Origin of the sequence: Paraburkholderia sp. HD33-4, assembly GCF_021390635.1 — a bacterium.
GTDB lineage: Bacteria > Pseudomonadota > Gammaproteobacteria > Burkholderiales > Burkholderiaceae > Paraburkholderia.
Map to the genome: position 1 here is coordinate 2,898,598 of NZ_JAJEJS010000001.1, position 21,082 is coordinate 2,919,679.

At 64.5% G+C, this 21,082-nt stretch carries 20 protein-coding genes; 5 read left to right on the forward strand and 15 right to left on the reverse strand.

Translation table 11 applies throughout. The features are described from left to right. Window positions 1–9: 9 nt before the first annotated feature. From astD to L0U84_RS12825, 11 genes are all read right to left on the reverse strand, one after another. Window positions 10–1,473, reverse strand: coding sequence for a succinylglutamate-semialdehyde dehydrogenase (gene astD / locus L0U84_RS12775; RefSeq protein WP_233850313.1), 1,464 nt, complete (start codon window positions 1,471–1,473; stop codon window positions 10–12). 2 nt (window positions 1,474–1,475) lie between these two features. Further along, window positions 1,476–2,513: an arginine N-succinyltransferase gene (astA, locus tag L0U84_RS12780; protein ID WP_233850314.1), complete on the reverse strand. Its 1,038-nt coding sequence runs from the start codon at window positions 2,511–2,513 to the stop codon at window positions 1,476–1,478. Further along, a complete protein-coding gene (gene aruF, locus L0U84_RS12785) occupies window positions 2,510–3,562 on the reverse strand; it encodes an arginine/ornithine succinyltransferase subunit alpha (protein ID WP_233850315.1) in 1,053 nt (350 codons plus the stop codon). Before aruF ends, astA begins: the two co-directional genes overlap by 4 nt. Window positions 3,563–3,634: 72 nt before the next feature. Further along, complete coding sequence (locus L0U84_RS12790; RefSeq protein WP_233850316.1) at window positions 3,635–4,870, reverse strand: aspartate aminotransferase family protein; 1,236 nt, start codon at window positions 4,868–4,870, stop codon at window positions 3,635–3,637. 338 nt (window positions 4,871–5,208) lie between these two features. Next, window positions 5,209–6,252 (reverse strand): GlxA family transcriptional regulator, encoded by a 1,044-nt coding sequence (locus tag L0U84_RS12795; protein WP_233850317.1) that lies wholly within the window; start codon window positions 6,250–6,252, stop codon window positions 5,209–5,211. A gap of 28 nt (window positions 6,253–6,280) precedes the next feature. Beyond that, window positions 6,281–7,072, reverse strand: a complete 792-nt coding sequence (locus L0U84_RS12800; RefSeq protein ID WP_233850318.1) for an ABC transporter ATP-binding protein — start codon at window positions 7,070–7,072, stop codon at window positions 6,281–6,283. Window positions 7,073–7,165: 93 nt separating this feature from the next. Further along, a complete protein-coding gene (locus tag L0U84_RS12805) occupies window positions 7,166–7,879 on the reverse strand; it encodes an ABC transporter permease (RefSeq protein ID WP_233850319.1) in 714 nt (237 codons plus the stop codon). 5 nt (window positions 7,880–7,884) lie between these two features. Next, the gene (locus tag L0U84_RS12810) at window positions 7,885–8,574 is read right to left on the reverse strand and encodes an ABC transporter permease (RefSeq protein WP_233850320.1); all 690 of its coding nucleotides are present in this window, start codon (window positions 8,572–8,574) and stop codon (window positions 7,885–7,887) included. A gap of 275 nt (window positions 8,575–8,849) precedes the next feature. Further along, window positions 8,850–9,803 carry a patatin-like phospholipase family protein gene (locus tag L0U84_RS12815; RefSeq protein WP_233850321.1) on the reverse strand — a complete coding sequence of 318 codons (954 nt, stop codon included), beginning with the start codon at window positions 9,801–9,803 and terminating at the stop codon, window positions 8,850–8,852. A gap of 60 nt (window positions 9,804–9,863) precedes the next feature. Further along, entirely contained in the window at window positions 9,864–10,415 is a 552-nt protein-coding gene (gene bamE, locus L0U84_RS12820) for an outer membrane protein assembly factor BamE domain-containing protein (RefSeq protein WP_233850322.1), read from the reverse strand. Between the two features lie 531 nt (window positions 10,416–10,946). Continuing rightward, window positions 10,947–12,548 carry a rhodanese-related sulfurtransferase gene (locus L0U84_RS12825; protein ID WP_233850323.1) on the reverse strand — a complete coding sequence of 534 codons (1,602 nt, stop codon included), beginning with the start codon at window positions 12,546–12,548 and terminating at the stop codon, window positions 10,947–10,949. Window positions 12,549–12,865: 317 nt separating this feature from the next. On the opposite strand from L0U84_RS12825, the gene L0U84_RS12830 reads away from it, so the two are divergent. Then, window positions 12,866–13,861 carry an LLM class flavin-dependent oxidoreductase gene (locus tag L0U84_RS12830; protein ID WP_233850325.1) on the forward strand — a complete coding sequence of 332 codons (996 nt, stop codon included), beginning with the start codon at window positions 12,866–12,868 and terminating at the stop codon, window positions 13,859–13,861. Window positions 13,862–14,028: 167 nt separating this feature from the next. On the opposite strand, the gene L0U84_RS12835 is transcribed toward L0U84_RS12830, so the two are convergent. Together L0U84_RS12835 and L0U84_RS12840 are read right to left on the reverse strand one after the other, a co-directional pair. Beyond that, complete coding sequence (locus L0U84_RS12835; protein ID WP_233850327.1) at window positions 14,029–14,820, reverse strand: SDR family NAD(P)-dependent oxidoreductase; 792 nt, start codon at window positions 14,818–14,820, stop codon at window positions 14,029–14,031. Between the two features lie 73 nt (window positions 14,821–14,893). Then, window positions 14,894–15,658 (reverse strand): SDR family oxidoreductase, encoded by a 765-nt coding sequence (locus tag L0U84_RS12840; RefSeq protein WP_233850329.1) that lies wholly within the window; start codon window positions 15,656–15,658, stop codon window positions 14,894–14,896. A 140-nt stretch (window positions 15,659–15,798) separates the two neighbouring features. On the opposite strand from L0U84_RS12840, the gene L0U84_RS12845 reads away from it, so the two are divergent. Next, complete coding sequence (locus L0U84_RS12845) at window positions 15,799–16,716, forward strand: LysR family transcriptional regulator (RefSeq protein WP_233850331.1); 918 nt, start codon at window positions 15,799–15,801, stop codon at window positions 16,714–16,716. Window positions 16,717–16,850: 134 nt separating this feature from the next. Here the strand turns inward: L0U84_RS12845 and L0U84_RS12850 are convergent, their stop codons facing one another. After that, window positions 16,851–17,975 carry an ATP-binding protein gene (locus tag L0U84_RS12850; RefSeq protein ID WP_233850333.1) on the reverse strand — a complete coding sequence of 375 codons (1,125 nt, stop codon included), beginning with the start codon at window positions 17,973–17,975 and terminating at the stop codon, window positions 16,851–16,853. A gap of 240 nt (window positions 17,976–18,215) precedes the next feature. Here L0U84_RS12850 and L0U84_RS12855 point away from each other — a divergent pair, with 240 nt between their 5' ends. After that, window positions 18,216–18,677: a DUF305 domain-containing protein gene (locus L0U84_RS12855; RefSeq protein ID WP_233850335.1), complete on the forward strand. Its 462-nt coding sequence runs from the start codon at window positions 18,216–18,218 to the stop codon at window positions 18,675–18,677. 35 nt (window positions 18,678–18,712) lie between these two features. Then, window positions 18,713–20,191 (forward strand): YncE family protein, encoded by a 1,479-nt coding sequence (locus tag L0U84_RS12860; protein WP_233850337.1) that lies wholly within the window; start codon window positions 18,713–18,715, stop codon window positions 20,189–20,191. An 81-nt stretch (window positions 20,192–20,272) separates the two neighbouring features. Here the strand turns inward: L0U84_RS12860 and L0U84_RS12865 are convergent, their stop codons facing one another. Next, window positions 20,273–20,494: a DUF3079 domain-containing protein gene (locus tag L0U84_RS12865; RefSeq protein WP_233850339.1), complete on the reverse strand. Its 222-nt coding sequence runs from the start codon at window positions 20,492–20,494 to the stop codon at window positions 20,273–20,275. A 367-nt stretch (window positions 20,495–20,861) separates the two neighbouring features. On the opposite strand from L0U84_RS12865, the gene L0U84_RS12870 reads away from it, so the two are divergent. After that, on the forward strand, window positions 20,862–21,062 hold the full coding sequence (locus L0U84_RS12870) for a hypothetical protein (RefSeq protein ID WP_233850340.1): 201 nt from the start codon (window positions 20,862–20,864) through the stop codon (window positions 21,060–21,062). The last annotated feature ends 20 nt before the right edge of the window (window positions 21,063–21,082 follow it).

Genomic DNA, 21,082 nt, shown 5'->3' on the forward strand with positions numbered 1-21,082 from the left:
CGTCGATCCTTAGAATTGAAGGCCCGGCGAGACGCTCGCGGGCATGTTCAGTTGCGCGCTCTCGACGGAGGCCATCGGGTACGCGCAGTAGTCGGCCGCATAGAACGCGCTCGGCCGATGATTGCCCGAGCGGCCCGGCCCGCCGAACGGCGCACCCGACGAAGCGCCGTTGGTCGGCCGGTTCCAGTTGACGATGCCCGCGCGAATCGTGCGCTGGAAATGCGCCCACAGCGCTTCGTCGTCGGCGAGCAGGCCCGCGGACAGACCGAACTCTGTGTCGTTCGCCTGTTCGAGCGCGTCGTCGAAGTTGCGGTAGCGGATGATCTGCGCGAGCGGGCCGAAGTGTTCCTCGTCGGGCAGATTCTTCACATCGGTCACGTCGAGAATCGCGGGCGTGACGAAGCCGAGTTGCGGATCGCGCTGCTCCATCTTCAGAAGCGCCTTCGCGCCGCTCGCGAGCAGACTTTCCTGCGCGCTCATCAGACGCGAAGCCGCGCGCGCCGACACCACGGCGCCCATGAACGGCTGCGGCTCGGCGTTATATTCGCCCACGCCGATGCGCTTCGTGACTTCCGTCAGGCGCGCGAGGAAACGCTCGCCGAACGCATCGTCGGGCACGAAGATGCGGCGCGCGCACGTGCAGCGCTGCCCGGCCGACAGAAACGCCGATTGAATCGTGTGATGCACGGCGGCATCGAGGTCCGCGACCGGGCCGATCACGAGCGGATTGTTGCCGCCCATTTCGAGCGCGAGCACGATCTCCGGCCGGCCGCCAAACTGCTTGTGCAGCAATGTTCCGGTGTCCGAACTACCGGTGAAGAACAGGCCGTCGATCTGCCGGTGATTCGCGAGCGCGACGCCGGTATCCTTCTCGCCCTGCACGAGGTTCAGCACGCCGGCGGGCAGCCCCGCATCGCGCCAGATTTGCACGGTCAGCGCCGCGACGCCAGGCGCGAGTTCGGACGGCTTGAACACGACCGCGTTACCGGCGATCAGCGCGGGCACGATATGCCCGTTCGGCAGATGGCCGGGGAAGTTGTACGGCCCGAACACCGCAACCACGCCGTGCGGACGATGCCGCAGCACCGCGGTGCCGTCGGCCATCGCCGAGCGCTTTTCGCCGGTGCGTTCGTTGTACGACTGGATCGAAATCTCGACCTTCGCGGCCATCGACGCCGCTTCGGTGCGCGCTTCCCACAGCGGCTTGCCGGTCTCGCGGCCGATCGCTTCGGCGAGCGCTTCCTTGCGCTCGGTCACGAGCGCGGCGAAGCGGCGCACCACCGCGCAGCGTTCGTCGAGCGTCAGCGCCGACCATGCGGCGAACGCGCGGCGCGCGCTGCGTACCGCGCGATCGACGTCGTCCGCCGACGCGCTGTTGCCTTGCCACACCACCGCGCCCGTGCCGGGATTGTGCGATGCGAATACGGGTCCTGTGCCGGCGGCCCATTCGCCGTCGATGAAAAGCTCGCTCATGATCATCCTTGTTTGTGTTTCACCGGCAGCACCCGCAGCGGGTCGCCTGCCTTCACGTCGAGCGCGGCGGCCTCGGCCGCGCTCAGGCGGAATACGCCTTCGTGCGGCACCCCCGCCACGACGCCGACGCGAAAATCGCCGAGCGACGTGTTCGATACCATCGACTTCGGTCCGTCCTGCGCGGCCGGCTCCGATGCCTCGCGGATCTCGGCCGTCACCAGCACGCTCTCGCGCACCGTGCGCAAATCGGCGATATGGCATTCGAGCACCGGACCCGCGTCGAAAATATCGACGTGGTTCTCGTAGCGCAGCCCTTCCGCTTCGAGCATGCGGCGCGCCGGAATCGTGTCGTTGTGCGTGAGGCCGACGCAGCGCTGCGCCTCTTCCGGCAGCAGTTCGACGTACACCGGATAGCGCGGCATCAACTCGGCGAGAAACGCCTTGCGGCCGTGCGAGCTCAGATAGTCGGCCGCGTTGAAATCGATCTGGTAAAAATGCGAGCCGACCGCGCGCCAGAACGGCGACGTGCCCTGCTCGTCGAAATGGCCGCGCAACTCCGCGCACAGACGCTGCGGAAAACGCTCGCGAAACTGCGCGAGAAACATGAAGCGCGAGCGCGACAGCAAGCCGCCGACGCCGCTCGTGCGATAACGCGGGCTCAGGAACAGCGAGCACACTTCCGCATAACCGGTGAGGTCGTGCGAGATGTTCAGCGCGTGCATGCGCGTCCAGATGCCGAGATCCTGGCTCGCGTGCACGACCGTGCTCACGCGATAGTTGTAGAACGGCTGCTGCAGACCCACCGCCGTTTCGATGCCGCACACACCTGCCACGTCGCCGGTCGCGGTGTCTTCCATCACGAAGAAATAGCCGGCCTCGTGCGGCTCGGCCTGATCTTCCATCGTGCGGCGCGCGCGTTCGACCCGCGCCGCGAGTGCGTCGCGATCCGGCTTGAAGGTGGTCAGGCCCGGCCCGGTTTCCTGCGCGAGCCGCATCAGCGCATCCACATCGCCTCGTTGTACTACGCGAACGACGATCATTGCGCGTCTCCCGATGGTTCATCCTGCGGCTGATGCAGCGGCACGCAGCGCACCGTATCGCCTTCCCCTACGCCGAGCGCGGCGCGCGCCGCCTGCGACAACACGGCGCCCGACTCCTTGCCCCGCGCGAGATCGCCGAGCACGCAACGGAACTCGCCAGCGGCGCCGTTGTGCGCAATCAGGTAGGTTTCGCCGCGCGGCGCCGGCGCCTCGCGCACCACGCGCGTTTCGTTGTGCTTCACGCTGACGCTGCGATCCATCTGCGCGGTCAGCACCGGACCCGCGTCGAAGATGTCGACGTAGCGATCGGTCTCGAAGCCTTCCTCGAGATGAATCTCGTACGCGAGCAGCGCGTTCGAATCCGGCTCGCCGAGCACGCGCTGCGCCGCTTCGGGCAACAGCGGCACATACACGGGATAGGTCGGCATCACTTCGGCGATGAACGTGCGGCTGCGGCCGCCCGATTCGATTTCGATGTCGGCGAAATTGCGGCCGAAGAACTTGCGGCCCACCGCTTCCCAGAACGGCGACACGCCGTTCTCGTCGGTCACGCCGAGCAGCAGCGAGAACACCTCGGGCGTGAAGCGCTTGCGATTCGCGGCGATGTACATCATCCGCGCTCGCGACATCAACTGCGCGGCCGCGTCGCCGCGCAGCGACGGGTCGATGTAGTAGCCCGCGAGCCGGCTCTTGCCGGTCAGCTCGTGCGACATCGTCAGCGCGTGAATCTTGCGATTCACGTGCAGCTCGCGCGACGCATGAATCAGCGCGTCGTTGCGAAACACGTAGAACGGGTCCGCGTAACCGGCCGCCGCGACGATGCTCGCGGTGCCCATCAGCTTGCCGGTCTCCGAGTCTTCGAGCACGAACAGATAGAACTCCTCGCCCGGGAAGTCGACTTCCGCGCGAAACGAGTCTTCCGACAACGCGACGCGCGCTTCGAGCGCGCGCCGGTCGTGCGGCAGGGAATGCAGCACCGGTTGCGCGGTGCGCGCCATATGCTCGAGCGCATCGAGATCGGCAAGGCGGGCGGGACGTACGAAGTACATCATCGTTCCTGTTGAATGTGACGCATGATCCGCTGCATCAGCGTGGGCATGCAGGACTGGACTGCCTGAACATCAATGCGACGCCGCCTGCGCGCTCGCGCCGACGAGTTCGCCGAACGCCTTCTCGAGACGCGCGAAGCCTTCGGCCATGTCGTCGAGCGGCATGATCAGCGAGGGCACGAAGCGCAGCACGTCGGGGCCCGCCATCAGCATGATCACGCCATGCTGGCCGGCCGCGGTGACGAAGTCCTTCGCGCGGCCCCGGAACGGCTCATTCAGTTCGGCGCCGATCAGCAGGCCCTTGCCGCGCACTTCGGTGAATAGGCCGAAGCGCTCGTTCAGTTTCGCGAGGTGGCCCTTCAGAACTTCGCTGCGCGAGCGCACGCCTTCGAGCACCTTCGGGTCGCTGACGAGTTCGACCACCTTCTCCGCGATCGCCGAGCCGAGCGGATTGCCGCCGTACGTCGTGCCGTGCACGCCGACCTTGAAGTGCGCGGCGAGCTCTTTGGTGGTCAGCATCGCGCCGATCGGGAAGCCGTTGCCGAGCGCCTTCGCGGTGGTCAGGATGTCCGGCGTCACGCCGGTGTCCTGGTACGCGTAGAAGTAGCCGCTGCGGCCCACGCCGGTTTGCACTTCGTCGAAAATCAGCAGCGCGTTGTGCTGGTCGCACGCTTCGCGCAGCGCTTTCAGGAACGCCGGATCGGCCGGAATCACACCGCCCTCGCCCTGGATCGGCTCGACGATCACCGCGCAGGTCTGCGCGCCGATCGCCTTCTTCGCCGCTTCAATGTCGTTGTACGGCAGATGCGTGATGCCGGCCGGCACCGGGCCGAAGCCTTCCGAGTACTTCGGCTGGCCACCGACGCTGACGGTGAACAGCGTGCGGCCGTGGAACGACTGCGTAAACGAAATGATTTCGTCCTTCTGCGCGCCGTGACGGTCGAACGCGACGCGGCGCGCGAGCTTCAGCGCGGCCTCGTTCGCTTCGGCGCCCGAGTTCGCGAAGAACGCGCGGTCGGCGAACGTGAGGCTTTCGAGGCGCTTCGCGAGGCGCAGCACCGGCTCGTTGGTGTAGCCATTGCCGATGTGCCACAGCTTGCTGCCCTGCTCGTGCAGCACCTTCAGCAGCTCGGGATGCGCATGACCGAGCGCGGTGACGGCGATGCCGCCGGCGAAGTCGATATAGTCGCGGCCTTGCGTGTCCCACACGCGCGAGCCGAGACCGCGATCCGGTACGAAGGCGGCGGGGGAAAACACCGGCACCATGACTTCGTCGAAGGTCTGGCGTGTCACAGTCAGGTCGTTCATGGCAAATCCTTTTACGGGTGACAGGTAATACAGCTAGTGTAGGAAACCGCGCGCGGCACGTCTTGCGCATACGCGACGCTTTCTATGAGGTTCCGCGCGTCGCGGCGCCGCCGCGGGTACTTTTCGGGCAGGCGTTTCGTTCGCACTCTGTGAGCGGTTCGTGTCGGGATTGTGTCGGGGCTCGTCGGGGCTCGTCTGGGCTCGTCGGGCGTGTCGCGCGCGGGTCTCGCGCCTTAGCGGCGCAGCTGTCGAGCCCGCCAGCGGGCCTGCGCCGGCTTCGCTTTCAGACGGCTTCCAGCTCGCGCACGAGCCATGCCTGCCGGGCGCGCCGCCTTGCGTCAATCGATCTCGGGCGGCTCGATCAGCGCGGCCGGTCGCGGCTCGCTTGCGCCGCCGTGCGCGCCGGTCTGCCGGTCGATCCAGTTGCGGCGATCCTCGCGCGGCGTGACGCCGAAGCGCTCGCGATACGCATTCGAAAAATGCGCCGCCGATGAAAAACCGCACGCGAGGCTGATCTGCACGACCGACTTGCTGGTGCGCTGCAATTGCGTGCGCGCCTTCGACAGCCGCAGCCCCAGGTAGTACTTGGACGGCATCGAGCCGAGATACTGGCGAAACAGCCGCTCCAGCTGCCGCCGCGAGACGCCGACGAGGCCGGCGATTTCGTCGGTCGTCAGCGGGTCCTCGATATTGGCTTCCATCAGCAGCAGCGCGTCGTTCAGGCGCGGATGACGCTCGCCCGGCGCGGTCACGAACGGAATGCGCTGACGCTCCTCGCCCGCGCGCAGCACCCCGACACCGAGCGTATCGGCGATGCGCTCCGCGAGTTCGGGCCCGTGTTCGCGGCCGATCATCGCGAGCATGAAGTCGACGGTCGCCTGACCGCCCGCGCAGGTCGCGCGATCGCGATCGATTTCGAAGATCTGCTGCGTGACGATCGAGCGTTCGAACTGTTCGGAGAACTGCTGATAGGTTTCCCAGTTCACGCTGACGCGATAGCCGGACAGCTGGCCCGCCATCGCGAGCCACCACACGCCGTGGTGAATGCCGGTGACGAGCGGCGTGCGCTGACCGACGCGCGCGAGGCTCGCGAGAAAGAGACGATAGTCGGCGAACTGCTGGAACCGCTCGCTGACGATGATCAGCCAGTCGCACGCGATCGCGTCGCCGAACGCGGCATCGGCCGGCCATTGCGCGCCGCCCGCGAGCGGCACCGCGCGGCCGTCCCACGAGCAGACTTGCACGCGATACAGCGCGCGGCCGTCGATTTCATTGGCGAGATTGAGCGCGTCGACGATCGGCCCGACGCCCGACATCGACACGGGCGGCAGAGCGACGATCGAGACCTGCGTCGTGCGAGCCGGGCTGGACGTGCGGGCCATCGGGTGTCCGTGAAAAGCGGGCCGCGCGTTACTTCAGGCTGCCGGAGAGAAACTGCTTCAGGCGCTCGCTGCGCGGCGCGGTGAGCACCTCGGCGGGATTGCCCTCTTCCTCGGTGCGGCCCTGATGCAGGAACATCACATGGTTCGACACATTGCGCGCGAAGCCCATTTCGTGCGTGACGACGATCATGGTGCGGCCTTCCTCGGCGAGCTTCTGCATCACCTTCAGCACTTCGCCGACGAGTTCGGGGTCGAGCGCGGAGGTCGGTTCGTCGAACAGCATCACGTCCGGGTCCATCGCGAGTGCGCGAGCAATCGCGACGCGCTGCTGCTGGCCGCCCGACAGATGCGACGGGTACTGCTTCTCCAGACGCGGCGCGAGCCCGACCTTCTCCAGGTATTCGCGCGCACGGTCTTCGGCTTCCTTGCGCTTCAGGCCGAGCACATGGATCGGCGCTTCGATCACGTTCTCGAGCACGTTCATGTGCGCCCACAGGTTGAAGTGCTGGAACACCATCGCGAGCTTCGTGCGGATGCGCTGCAGTTGCTTGTGATCGGCGACTTCGAGGTTGCCGGCGCGATCGGTCTTGGTCTTCACCGCCTCGCCATCGACGACGATCTGCCCCGCGTTCGGCCGCTCGAGAAAATTGATGCAGCGCAGGAAGGTGCTCTTGCCCGAGCCGCTCGCGCCGATGATGCTGATCACGTCGCCCTTGTTCGCGTTGAGCGACACGCCCTTGAGCACTTCGTTGTCGCCGTAACGCTTGTGGATGTCCTGTACGGCGAGCTTGCAAGCTTCGGTCTGAGTGGTATGGAGCAAGATGCTCTCCCAGTGAAAAAAACGGATCAGTCTGGTGCGAACGCCGCCTTGCTGAAAGCGCGCGGCGCCCGATGCTTTATCGTCGACGCGCGCTCAGTGCGTGCGCACCGCGAGATACGCTAGCCAGCGGCGCTCGGCGCGCCGGAACAGCGCAACCAGCGCGAACGACACCACGAGATAAATCAGCGCCGCGAGCCCGAATGCGTTGAACGACTGGTAAGTCGCCGAGTTCGCATCGCGCGCGACCTTCAGGATGTCGGGCACCGTGGCCGTGAACGCGACCGTGGTCGCATGCAGCATCAGGATCACTTCGTTACTGTACAACGGCAACGCGCGGCGCAGCGCGGACGGTATCACAATGCGCCGGTACATCGTGAACCAGCTCATACCGTAGGCGCGCGCCGCCTCGACTTCGCCGTGCGAGGTCGAGCGGATCGCGCCCGCGAAAATCTCGGTCGTGTACGCGCAGGTATTCAAGGCGAACGCGAGGATCGCGCAGTGAAAGCCGCTGCGAAAGAACGCGTCGAGCAGACTGTGCGCGCGCACGAACGCGAGACTGTACACGCCGGTGTAGATCAGCAGCAGCTGGACATACAGCGGCGTGCCGCGAAATACGTAGGTGTACAGACGTACGGGCGTCGACAGCCAGCGCTTCTTCGACACGCGCGCGACCGCGAGCGGTATCGAGCACACGAAGCCGATCGCGATCGACGCGACCAGCAGCCACAGCGTGACCGCGAGCCCCGACAGGCGCTGCCCGTCCCAGAACAGGTACGCCTTCCAGAATTGATTGAGGATGTCGATCATGGCGTTCAAAGCTCCGCGTGTCGCACGCCGATCGAATAGCGGCGGTTCAGCCAGATCAGCGCGACGTTCGAGACGGTGGTGATCGCCAGATAGATCAGCGCCGCGACGAGGATGAAAAAGAACATGTTGAAGGTGCTCTTGCCCGCGTCCTGCGCCGCCTTGACGACGTCGGCGAGACCGATGATCGAAACCAGCGCGGTGGCCTTCACGAGCACCTGCCAGTTGTTGCCGATGCCGGGCAGCGCGAAGCGCATCATCTGCGGAAACAGGATGCGGGTGAATACGCGCACGCCGCTCATGCCGTACGCGCTGCCCGCTTCGAGCTGGCCGCGCGGCACCGCGAGAAACGCGCCGCGAAACGTCTCGGTGAAGTACGCGCCGTAGATGAAGCCGAGCGTCAGCACGCCGGCCACGAACGGATCGATGTCGAACTGCGGCAGATCGAGCGCGTCGGTGACGTCGTTGACCGCCATCTGGATGCTGTAGAACAGCAGCAGCATCAGCACGAGGTCGGGCACCGAGCGGATCAGCGTCGTATAGCCGGTTGCGATGGCCCGCAAGGGCCGGTTGAACGAGAGTTTCGCCGCCGCGCCCGCGAGGCCGAGCAACACAGCGGCCGCCAGCGACAGAACGGACAGTTCGATCGTCTGAATCGTGCCGGCGAGCAGCACGGGACCAAAGCCGTATAGGAACACGCGTGTCTCCATCCAGGTTTTGTTGAATTGGCGCGGATGGCGGCGGCTTCGTGGGCTGCTCGCTGCTCCGGCATGGCGCGGAGTCTCGCAAGCGGAAATCAATATCTCAAATACTAGGTGGGTGGTTTGCTGCGGCGCAACATTGCAACCCGACGAGCGGATAACGGCTCGTAGCGCTTGGTTTAACAAGAGTTAACGTTTTGTCAGGCGAGCGATGCGCGCGTGGCCGTGCTGCGATTTCGCAAGTTTCGGGTCGCTTTTTCGATAGGCCGCGCTCATTCGACGGTGAGCCGCGCGCGGATCGCCGGCAGCATGTGCTCGACCGCCGCGCGCCCTTCCTCGATGGCCGGCGCCGCGCGATGAAAATCGAAGATGCCCATGCCGCCCAGGCGCGGCTGGATCAGGATATCGGCCGGTTCGCCCGCGAGCCGGCTGCGCGAGATGCGCACCTGCATGATGTCGATGCTTTGCGCGATCGAACTCAGCATCGATGGCACTTGCGCGCTCGGCTTCGGCGGCACGCGCACGTCGTCGGTGGCGCTCGCTTCGGCTGGCGCGAGCCAGCGCGGCCATGGCTTGCCGTTGCGGCGCAGCGCGACGGGCGGCGGCGCGGTCGGATCGAGCGCGGGCGTTTCGATGACCGGGCCGCCGAAGTCGCGGCCGTTCAGGATGTCGTTGTTCAGATCGATCGCGATCACGCAGTCCGCGCGCATGCCGCGCGCGACCGACACCGGCACCGGGTTGCTCAGGCCGCCGTCGACGAGCCACGCGCCGTTGTGCCACACCGGCGTGAAGATGCCCGGAATCGCAATCGACGCGCGCACCGAGTCGATCGTGCTGCCGTCCTGCAGCCAGATTTCGCGGCCCGTATCGAGCTCGGTCGCGACCGCCGCGAACGGGATGTCCAGTTGCGCGATCGAGCGTCCGCCGAATTTGTCGGCGAATAGCTGGATCACCTTGCGCCCGCCGAGCAGGCCGCCCGAGATACGCAGGTCTAGCAGCCTTACCACGGTCTGCCACGTGAGACGCGACACCCACTCCTCGAGCCAGTCGAGATCGCCGTTCGCATAGACCGCGCCGACCAGCGCGCCGATCGACGTGCCGCACACGACGTCGGGCTTGATGCCCGCGTCCTGCAGCGCGCGAATCGCGCCGATATGCGCCCAGCCGCGCGCGGCGCCGCCCCCCAACACCAGCCCGATCCGGCTGTATCGACGTCGACGTATCATACCTACCCCGCTCTTTCGGACCGCTCATGCGGCCACCTTCTGAACGACACTTCCCCCCGCCTATCGCCCGCGAATCACGTCCGAGCGCGACGTGGTGTACACCCTCTGGCTCTGGTCGAAGTGAACGTTGAAGATGCCCTCTTCGGTCACTCCGCCCTCGCGCCATTTCCAGCTCCACACGGTTTCCGGCTTCAGCGGAAACACCGCGACCTGTCCAGGTTTGCCGAGCAAGCGGCGCACCTCGTCCTCGGTCATGCCGGAGCGGATCTTCGCGAAGTTGGCCGCGGTCAGCACTTGCGTGATCGCCTGCAGCTTGCCGTCGCGATCGACGTCGACCATGTAGGTGTTGAGGCCCTGCGGGCCGCGCGGATATTCGAAGCGCTTCGAGCCGTCGGTGAAGGTGCGCGCGGTTTCGGGCTTTCCCATTTGCGCGAGGATTTGCGCTTCGGTCGTGACGCCGGGCGTCATGTCCTTGAGCAGCAACGCGTCCGGTTTGACGGCGTTGAAAAAGTCCTTGAGTTTTTGCACGGCTTGATCGCTCTGCTGTTGGTCGCAGCCGGTCAGCGCAAAGCACGCCATCAGCAGCGTGACGCCCAGCGGTTTGAGGCTCACTTCGATTCCTGTCCGGATGCGCGGGATCTGCCTTCGCCGCGCATGGCCGGTCTGTAGTGTGTACTACAAGGATAACCGCGCCCGCGGAAAACCGCGAGTCACGCAGACACGACGAGTGCGGCTACGCACGTAACGTGTTGCGCGCAGCGCTAAAAGATCGACTGGGGATCAACCGAAGTGGTGGGCACGCCAGAAGCAAAAAGGCGACGCTGTTCACAGCGTCGCCATGTCGGTCGATATGATCAACCGGAAGTGACGGCGGCCCACATTGGCCGCCTTGCGCGAAGCACCGTGGACGACGCGCAGCGGTCTGTTCCAAACGAAGCGATGAGCAACCTTGGCTGCTCACCTTGCGCCATCGCCGAATGACAAACCGCTGCCTTTTATGGCCGCCCTGGTCCCTCGATAAGCCTTCCTGATCCCGCTAATTTAAACGCATTGGACGCATTCGACGAGAGCGCGTTTACACCGAATCGGCAGAAGATTCTGCGCGGAGCAACAGGGGCGCCGGACCGCCGGACCGCCGCCTGGTCAAATCACGCGAAAGCCGTGCGTGCCGTCGCGCGCGAGTTGCGCGACGAGCCCATGCTCCCATTCCAGATACGCGCTCATCGCTTCGCGCGCGTTCTCCGTGCCCTCATACGGCCGCTGATAACGATCGATGCGTGGCGACGCCATTCGCGTGCCGCCCGACTCCACGGGCAGGCCCGCGTCGATCCACGCGATCGTGCCGCCGCGCAGCACCTGCACCGGCCGCCGGGTCGCCGCGGCGAGTTCCGGCGCGACGAAGCGCGCGATCACGTCGCTGCCGCACGTGAGCACATAGCGCTTCGCGTCGGGCAGCGTGCGCAGCGCATCGGCGAGCTGGCTGCGGATCACGAACCACGCGCCCGGAATATGCCGCGTCAGATAGTCCGCGCTGCTCGTGAAATCGAGCACCACGGTACCCGGCGACTGCAGCAGCGCGGCGAGCTCGGCCGGCGCGATGTCGTCGACGTCGGGCGGCGTGACCGCGTAACGCGCGGGCGGCGCCATGCCCTTCTCGGCGAAATCGGCCGACGTCAGGCCATCGACCACGTATGCCTCGACGTTCATCTGCGCGAGCCACGACGCGGTCATGTTCGCGCGCACGCCGTCGTTGTCCGCGAGGATCACGCGCGCGCCGCGCACCGTCACGAACAGGTCGGTTTCCTGCACCAGCTGGCCGCCCGGCGCGCTGCGAAAACCGGGCACGTGACCCGCCTCGTACTCCTCGGGCGTACGCACGTCGAAGCGATACACGGTGCGCACCGCTTCGTCGGCCCAGCGACGCGCTTCGTCGCGCGAGGTGCGGCGCACGCGCGCCCGATCGGCGACCGCGCGCGCGCCTTCGGCCGCGGCGAGACGGGAAGCGTCGTCGACCACGCCTTCGACGCGCCGCGCGCTGCCATGCGCGAGCGGCTGACCGGCGAGCGTCCAGCCAATCGTACCGTTGCGCAGCGCCGCGACTGGATTCGGCAGCCCCGCGTTGATCAGCGACTGAGCGCCGATGATGCTGCGGGTGCGCCCCGCGCAATTGACGATGATGCGCGTGGCCGGATCCGGCGCGAGCTGCCGCGCGCGCAGCACCAGCTCCGCACCCGGCACGCTGATGCTGCCGGGGATGTTCATGGTCTGAAACTCGTCGAAGCGGCGCGCGTCGAGCACGACGACATCGGCCTCGCGATCGAGCAGCGCCTGCACCTGCTGCGCGGACAGCGACGGCGTATGACGCACGCTTTCGACCAGTTCACCGAACGCCTTGCTCGGCACGTTGACGTCCCTGAACAACTCGCCGCCCGCTTCGCGCCAGCCTTGCAGGCCGCCTTCGAGCAATGCGACGTTGGTATAGCCGAGCTCATCGAGACGCTGGGCCGCGCGCCTCGCGAGGCCCTCGCCGGCATCGAACACGACGATCGGTAGCGCGGGGCGCGGCAGCCGCAGCGGCGCGTCGAGTTCGAGCCGCGACAGCGGCAGATTGGCGGCGAACAACGGATGACTGCGCGCGTGCGGATCTTCCTCACGCACGTCGACGAGCGCGATCTCCTCACGGTCGAGCAAGGCGTGGCACACGTCTTGGTATGACCGGGTACGAAACTCTTTGACGACATTCATGGGATCAGGAACTCCTTCGCTACATTCCAGATTTCCGGCAACGGGTCGCGTTGCCGCGTCGATACTTAACCGTACACTCGAATTCCGATCAGCGCACGGTCACTCGCTGGATTACTTATTCGGGCGCACTGCGAATGCGACGCACCCGCCGCTCGAACACGCTACCCAGGCGCAATTTCCGCGCCACGCGTCGATCCTTACCGAATCTTTCCGACCCTTCGGCCGATATGGGCATCGCCGCGCCGCCAGCAGAAATGCCGCCGCTTTGCCACAATGCCCCATCGCGCGAAAGCGCCGCTCATCGCTATCAACAGACAATGATCCCCTTCTCGGTTCTCGATCTCTCGCCAGTCACCGCGGGAGCCACGCCTGCGGACGCGTTCAGGAACACACTGTCACTCGCGCAGCACGCGGAAAAGCTCGACTACAAGCGCTACTGGCTCGCCGAGCATCACAACATGACCGGCATCGCGAGCGCGGCGACCTCGGTCGTGATCGGCTACGTGGCCGGCGGCACGAACACGATTCGCGTCGGCTCCGGCGGCATCATGCTGCCGAACCATGCGCCGCTCGTGATCGCCGAACAGTTCGGCACGCTCGCGTCGCTGTATCCGGGGCGGATCGATCTCGGCCTCGGCCGCGCGCCCGGCACCGATCAGACCACTTCCCGCGCGCTGCGCCGCGATCTGCAGGCGAGCGCCGAGACCTTCCCCGACGACGTCGTCGAATTGCAACGGTATTTCGCCGAACCGGTCGCGGGCCAGCGCATTCGCGCGGTGCCGGGCGCGGGCCTCAATGTGCCGCTGTGGCTGCTCGGCTCGTCGCTGTACAGCGCGCAACTGGCTGCAGCGCTCGGGCTGCCGTTCGCGTTCGCGTCGCACTTCGCGCCCGATTACATGATGACCGCGCTGCAGGTGTATCGCTCGCAGTTCCGACCGTCCGCGACGCTGGCGAAGCCCTACGCGATGGTCGGCGTCAATCTGTTCGCCGCCGACACTAACGACGAAGCCGCGCGGCTGTTCACGTCGCTGCAGCAACAGTTCATCAATCTGCGGCGCGGCACGCCGGGGCAATTGCAGCCGCCGGTCGAGCGGCTCGACGCATCGGAGATGGAGTTGAACAACGTCGCTCGCGCACTCGCGTGCACCGTGATCGGCGATCGCGACGCGATCCGCGAAGGTCTGCAATCGATCATCGAGCAGACCGGTGCGAACGAGTTGATGCTGACCGCACAGATTTACGATCACGAAGCGCGGCTGCGCTCGTTCGAGATCGGCGCCGAGGTGCGCGATGAACTGATGGCGGCCAACTGAGCGTTTCGCGAACCGATCGGCCGACCCGGCAACGCACGAAAAAAGGGCGGCTCATCGCGAGCCGCCCTTGTCTTTTGCACTGAGTTGGGTCAGGCCGGACGCATCGGCCCGGCATTTCACGTCGACCGCAATCTCGGTGCTTCGTCCGCACCGCCCCGGCGTGAGATCTAGAAGGCGCTCTTTATCACCCCCCCGTCGGCCCGCAACGCAGCTCCCGTCGTGGCCGACGAAAGCGGACTGGCGAGATAGGCCACGAGCGACGCGACTTCCTGCGGCGAACCAAATCGCTTGATCAGCGATGTGGGACGGACCTTCTCGAAAAACTCTTTTTCAAACGCTTCGAACGATTTGCCGTCGGCCTTTGCAAGGGTCTCGACGAATTCGCCCACGCCCCGCGATTTCGTCGGCCCCGGCAGCACGCTATTGACCGTGATGCCTGTGCCGGCAACGGCTTCGGCGAGCCCGCGCGAGACCGCCAGCTGCGCGGTTTTCGTCACTCCGTAGTGGATCATTTCAGCCGGAATCTGCACCCCGCTCTCGCTCGAAATGAAAATGATGCGCCCCCAGTTGGCCCGCCTCATCGCGGGCAAAAACAGGCGAGCGAGGCGTACCCCACTCAACACATTGACGTCGAAGAATCGCTGCCAGTCCGCGTCGGGGATCTCTTCGAACGGCTTGGGCTCGAAGATGCCCAGGTTGTTGACCAGAATTTCCACGTCCGGATAGCGTCGCGCCAGCTCTTCCGCTGAAGCGGCCGTACTGAGATCGCCTGCAAATCCCTGCACGTCGCCGCCCGTCTCCGCTTTCAGCTGCGCGACCACGTCATCCACAGATGACTGGGAGCGGCCGTTCACGATCACACGAGCGCCCTCCCGCGCCAACGTGCTGGCGATAGCGTGACCGATGCCGGCCGTGCTGCCACTCACCAGTGCGAGTTTGCCTGTCAGATTCAGGTCCATAAGTGATTTCCTTTCAATGGATGAATTAAGAGTGGCGACATCGGGTCTTGAACGCCGGATGCCGCCAGCAGGTTCACGTACGTGTAATCGATGCGCCACCATCGACCAGTGAGGCGGTGCCGGTCACGAAGGACGAATCGTCCGACGCGAGATACAACACCGAACGCGCCAGTTCTTCGGGCTTGGCGACGCGCTTGAGCGCATGCAGTCCGGTCACGAATGCCTGCGATTCGTGGCTGTCGTTCATGCCGCGATACATCTCCGTGTCCACCGCGCCCGGCAACACCGCATTGACGCGCACGCCTTGCGCGCCGTACTCGGCAGCGAGTGCCTGCGTCAGGCCTATCAGGCCGGCCTTGCTCGCCGCGTAGGCCGCGGTGCCGGGAAACGCGAACGAGTAACCGACGAACGTCGACGTGAAGATGATCGAGCCACCACCCTGCTTCAGCATTTCGGGAATCTGGTGCTTCGCTCCGAGGAACGCACTGGTCAGATTGGTCGCCAGCGCGGCGCTCCAGCCAGCTTCGGAAATGCCGGTGCTCGGGCCCATCTCGCCAAGCGTACCGGCGTTGTTGTAGGCAATGTCCAGACGGCCGAAGCGGCTCACTGCGAGCGCGACCAGCGCCTTCGCGAAGTCCTCCGATTGCACGTCGCCGGCGAGATACACGGCTTCGCCGCCTTCGCTGGCTATCTCCGCGACGAGGGTTTCAAGTTCCGCCGCGCGGCGCGCCGCGATCACCACCTTGGCGCCTTCCTTCGCGAACAGCTTCGCGGTAGCGCGGCCAATTCCTGAGCTTGCACCTGTCACGATGGCGACCTTTCCCGTCAAGCGTTGCATGTTCTTCTCTCCTGATCCATTTGGTCGGCCAGTGCCCTATGCGTTGGCCGGTGAAAGGAATATAGGCTTCAGTCCTGATGGCGGAAAGGCCAAAAACATGGTCCTATCGGTCAGCTTTTGTGAACGATAGGAGGGCTTGCATGGACCGCCTGCGCGCCTTCGAGGTCTTCGTGACGGTGGTGAGCCGTGGTGGCTTTGCGCGCGCAGCGGATGCGCTCGGCACGTCGCCCGCCAACGTGACCCGCTATGTGAACGAGCTGGAAGCGCACCTGGGCACGCGCCTGCTGAACCGCACGTCGCGCACGCTGTCTCTGACCGAGGGCGGCGAGACGCTTTACGCCCGCTGCAAGTCCATTCTCGACGATGTCGCCGAGACGGAGGGGCTTGTGTCATCGGCGTCGGTCGAACCACGTGGACGCTTGCGCATCAATGCGCCCGTGAGCTTTGGCATTTTGTATCTGGCGCCGCTATGGCCCGAGTTCATGCGCAAATATCCTGGCATCGAACTCGACGTGGGGCTGATCGACCGCGTCGTCGATATCGTCGATGAAGGCTACGATCTCGCCATTCGCATCTCGCGCGCCGGCTCGACTAGCCACGCCGCGCGCAAGCTCGCGACATCGCAAAACATTCTGTGCGCGTCGCCGGCCTATCTGGCTCGCGCCGGAGTTCCGATGGCGCCCGCGGACCTGATCGGGCATCACTGCATCGGATACACCTATGCGGCCACCGGCGACGAGTGGCAACTGATCGACGGTGGCGGCAAGACTCACGCGGTGAAGGTCGACTGCCGCATGCATACGAATAACGGTGATACGGCGCGCGCAGCAGCGCTCGCCGGGCAAGGCGTGATCTGGCAACCCACGTTCCTGATCGGCAGCGATCTACGTGCCGGCACGCTCGTTCGGGTGTTGCCTGAGTATCGCCTGCCCGAGATCGACATACTCGCCATGTACCCGAGCCGTCGACACCTGAGCGCCAGAGTGCGTGTGATGATCGATTATTTGGTCGATGCGTTTGGTGGGATACCCCCTTGGGATCGGCATGACGAAAATTGAATTGGACAGGTGTCATGCGGTGGACGAGTTGATGGCGCGTCCGGAATATCCAGATGCGCCATTTCGGCTCAGCAGACGAATGGCGGCTTTGCGCGCAGCATATCTTCCCGCCGCGACGAACTGCCGGCCCTGAATCACGGTTCCGCGCGCGGGAGTAACACTGAAAAAATCGTCTCCGCATCATCGGAGCGCGTTTCGATTGCACCGTGGTGGGCCTTGGCGATTTCGCTTGCGATGTACAAACCCAGTCCAAGGTTGCCCGCCGTCTCGTCTTCGTTCTGGCGGATTGGCCCCCGAATCAACGGATCGAAGATGTGAGCCAGGGTTGCGGACTCGATCGCAGCACCGTGGTTGCAGACGTCGATGCGGACCTGTGTTGCATCACCGCTCACCGTCACGCGCACAGGAGTGTCCGGAGCCCCGTACTTGATGGCATTGAGAACAAGATTGCCCAGCAATTGCTGCAGGCGCTGCCTGTCCCACACCCCCTTTAGATCACCGGTTACTTGCAACTCAATCTGCCTGTCGGGATGAATGACACGCAACTCGTCCAGTTCGTCAGAAAGCACATCCGCGAGATTGACACTCGTGGGCGTGACGCTGATGCCCAACCCCAGTTTGGTTGGGTTGAATTCGGTCAGGTCATCAAGCAACGCCTGCATCCGCGCCCCGCTGCGGATCAGACGGCCTGCGGCCGTGGATACCTGCTCTCCGGCATTCAGAGCTGCCAGATACGATGAGGTGACCTTGATCGCCTGGAGGGGGCTGCGCATGTCGTGCCCCAGCATGCCAAGCAGGAGGTTACGGTTCTGCTCGATCTGCGAATTGAACGAGGTGACCGATTCGGCCAGGGCCTGATCGATCGCTTCATTGAAGCGAATGACATCATCGAAGTGAGGTACTTCGGGCACGCAATCGTCCATCCACAAGCGCAGCACGCTTGCACGCAGCGCGCGATATTCGGCGGCGAGCTGGTTGACATCGAAGCCGGCACGAGCCCGCAGAAATCCATGCGTTCGCGCGGCTGATTGGGTCACCCCGACGAGACCGGAGCCCTGGCCCCATGACTTTGCGTGTTGGGCGTCTCGGCTTTGCGGTGTTCGCAAGTCTGTTGCTACGGCGAGCAGCATTTGCTGCGCCTCTTCGCGTAGCTCCGTCGATCCCATTTTTGTCGCCGCTGGCGTGAGGGTGGCGGCGAACGCCTCCCAGTGCGCGAGTATCGGCTCGATGTCTCGCAAGATAAAGTCTGCAAGTCGCACGTCCGCGTCTCCAACCGGTAAATGGGCGGCTGCCGAGGCAATCAGCGTACCTATGTTACGCGCAAATTGGTGACGGACTTCAAGCGAAGGAGCGTTGCAAATGACGACAGGCAATGCCGCGGCAGCCCAATCCGGCTTCGAACAGGCATCTGCTTGAAATCCGTGTGGGACGCGGAATAACCTCGCATCTGACGGGTTCACTCCAACGAGACATCGGTTTGTCACAACGGGAGAACGATCGTGCGTACCCCAAGTCCTCGTACCGTGCGGACGATCCTGAGCGTCGTCGTTGTCCTGGCGATCTCCGCGTTTTGCGACTCGCCTGCCGTCACCGCCGGCTTACGGACCGACGCTACGTCTGACGAAGCAGCTTTCCTGGCGGAGAACGATGCCGCCATGACAAGGATGATGGATGGCATGTCGACGAGACCGACAGGCGACGTCGATCGCGATTTTGTCGAAATGATGGTACCTCACCATCAAGGTGCCATCGACATGGCGCAGGCCGAACTGCGTTACGGACACAACGAACAGTTGCGCCGCATCGCGCAAGAGATCGTCGTCGAGCAACAACAGGAAATCGTCGCCATGCGCGCCGCACTCGGACAACCGTTGCAGCCACCAGCCCCCGCGCCGGACCAGCAAAAGCCCGCTTCTCTCCCTGCTGCCACTGCCCACCCCGCATCCGACCACGGCATGTAAATGAACATGCCAAACCCAATGCAAGAGGAGCAACAATGAAACGCTCATCGAGAATCACCATCGGGTTGTCCGCAGCCGCGCTGGTGGCAGCGCAGTTCGCCTCGGCTGGGCAGGCCCCTGGATCGCAGTCCGATCCTGACATTCCCGTCAGCCACCACGATCGCGTGTACGCTGCCGAGCAGTTTTCGAACACGGTGTCGGTGATCGACCCGGCCGACAACAAGCTGCTCGGCCTGATCCGACTCGGCGATCCCTCGCCGGCCAATTTCAGTCCGTTGTACAAAGGTCAATTACTCGTGCATGGGATGGGATTCTCGCCGGACCATCACACGATTGCGGTCGTCTCGATCGGATCGAACTCGGTTTCATTCATCGACACGCAGACTAACGCGGTCAAGCATGTCACCTACGTCGGCCGCTCGCCTCACGAGGCCTTCTTCACTCCCGATGGAAAGGAGGTCTGGGTGACTGTGCGAGGCGAAAACTATGTGGCGGTACTCGACGGGAACACGTACGAGGAGAAAGCACGCATTACCGTTCCGGCTGGCCCCGGCATGCAGATATTCTCACCGGACGGGAAGTATGGTTATGTCTGTTCGTCCTTCAACCCGGAGACCGAGGTGGTGTCCGTGGCCGACCACAAGATCGTCGGCACGGTCAGGCAGGCCAGCCCCTTCTGTCCCGACCTGGCGGCGACGCCCGACGGCAAGCAGGTCTGGTTCACGCTCAAGGACACCGGCAAGGTTCAGGTGTTCGATGCAAGGCCGCCATTCGCGCTCATCAGTACGCTGGACACGGGCCCGATCACGAATCACGTGAACATCGTGCATAACGCCAATGGCACGTTCGCGTATGTCACCGTTGGAGGCCTGAATGTGGTCAAGGTGTTTCAAACCGATAACTTTTCGCAGGTCGCGACGATCCCTGTCGGCAACCTGCCGCATGGGCTATGGCCGTCGGGGGATGGCAGCCGCATCTATGTCGGACTCGAGAACGCCGATGCGATGACTGCGATCGACACACTGACCAACAAGGTCATCGCGACTGTGCCCATTGGCCAGGCGCCGCAGGCTGTCACCTATGTGCCGAACGCGGTGCCGGAAGGTGATGGTACGCAGAACCTGCAGGCACTCGGGCTGGCTGGTCAGAGCGTCCATATCGCACTGGTTCCGGTGGGGTCGAACAAGACGGCCGATGCCGCCAGTGCACCTACGACTGTCGCGTTGTTCGACCAGGGGCTCGTGCAGGTTCTCCAGGCCGCTGTCACCGGCCTGCAACCGAAGCAGCCCTACGTACTGGGTCTTGCCGATAAGCCGGATGGCTCGGGTGACATGCAAGTGCTTGCGAATTTCGTGTCCAATCCGGCCGGCTCGGCGATCGTCAATGCTCTCGGCCAGATTCGCCAACTGGTCACACCGGGAGTGAGCACCGCCGGAGACAAGCGCCGCTACCTCGTGGTCGCCCCCCTGGTGGCGGGTAAGCCCGGGGCTCCCGTGCAAGTGCAGTCGCTGTAACCGGGTCCGTCGCCAGAATGGCCGGTTCCTGAGTGGAACAGACGCCTGATCGTCTGAGCGACAGGGTGAGCAAACGACTCGTCATGGCCGCACTGAGCAGGACGGCGTGACGCTCTTACCCGACGCGTCGACCTCGATCCCCCAGTCGCCCTGCTCGAGCCAGTCATCACCGAGCAGTTCCACCGGATGCTGGGCGCGGCTCTGCCCGTTGCCGCAGCGCATATCGTCGGCCGGGCAGTAGTGGTCGCAGCCCCAGCACACGCGTTCCGGGTGCAGCGGATGAATCGGAAACTTCTTGGCCATGATGTCGTCCCCGGGCGATCACGGAAGCTCGCCCCGCCACAATTGTCGTCTTTGCGCGGCCCATGGGCAGATGGCAGAGTGTCGCGGCCCGCGCTGAGCGTTGCGACTGAAGCATGGTCCGAAAGGAACCCGGAGTTGCTGAACTTCAGGTGATTGATGCGCGTGGCAGTACGAAAGCAAGGCCATGTCAGCGATTTTCCAACTTCGTTCGGCTGAGTGACGGCCGCGCCCAAACTCACATCATCGCGGGTCACGTGGGGATGCGCTTTGCGCAGATCACGCCCGAATGGCATGACATCTGCATAGTGTGCCGCAAGCAGCCGGCCGCTTGAATGCTTCTCAACCCTTTCGTTCAAGGAGACACGCCATGAACACGCTGAGCATCAACGACATCCCGAACTCCGCAGAACTCGATCACGAGGAGATGACCCACATTCAAGGTGGCCGGATGAAACTACCCGGCCAGCACGTCGGCTCGATCCTCACGACCGCTGATGGCGACCCGGTCGACGTCTATGTCGACGGCGTGCTGCAAAACTCCGTTACCGACGGCTTCTACCACGGCTGACAGCAATGAGGCGCGCAGCT